The sequence below is a fragment of the Aeromicrobium phragmitis genome (genome assembly GCF_003674095.1).
Lineage (GTDB): Bacteria > Actinomycetota > Actinomycetes > Propionibacteriales > Nocardioidaceae > Aeromicrobium > Aeromicrobium phragmitis.
The window spans coordinates 1-337 of record NZ_RDBF01000223.1; the positions used below are offsets into that span (position 1 = coordinate 1).

Below are 337 nucleotides of genomic sequence, written 5' to 3' on the forward strand. Positions count from 1 at the left end.
GAGCCGGGGGCCGGCACGCCGTTCATCTACGCCCTCACGGGAATCCGCACGGCCCCTGCGTACATGTTCTACGAGGCGAGTGAGGAGGAGCTGGAGATCTTCCACTCGATCGAGCACGCCGACCGGCCGGAGAACCGCGACCGCCTCTGCGCCGCCGCCGACGAACTCGCCGACTCCTCCGAGCTGTACATCGCGGACTTCAACGGCGCCGGCTACCGCAACACCCTGCTGGCCGGACTGCGCCGGCCCGATCCGCAGACCACCGAACTGGTCGCTACGGAAGGTTCGGTCCAGTTGTACCGCGTGACGGTGTGCGACGACCTGTGAGGGATACACG

General features: G+C 67.7%; 1 protein-coding gene. It reads left to right on the plus strand.

Annotated features, from left to right (window positions below; all coding sequences use genetic code 11):
* Positions 1 to 327 (plus strand): hypothetical protein (locus D9V41_RS18110; protein WP_166376124.1); only part of this gene is annotated, 327 nt, incomplete at its 5' end.
* Positions 328 to 337 lie beyond the last annotated feature (10 nt).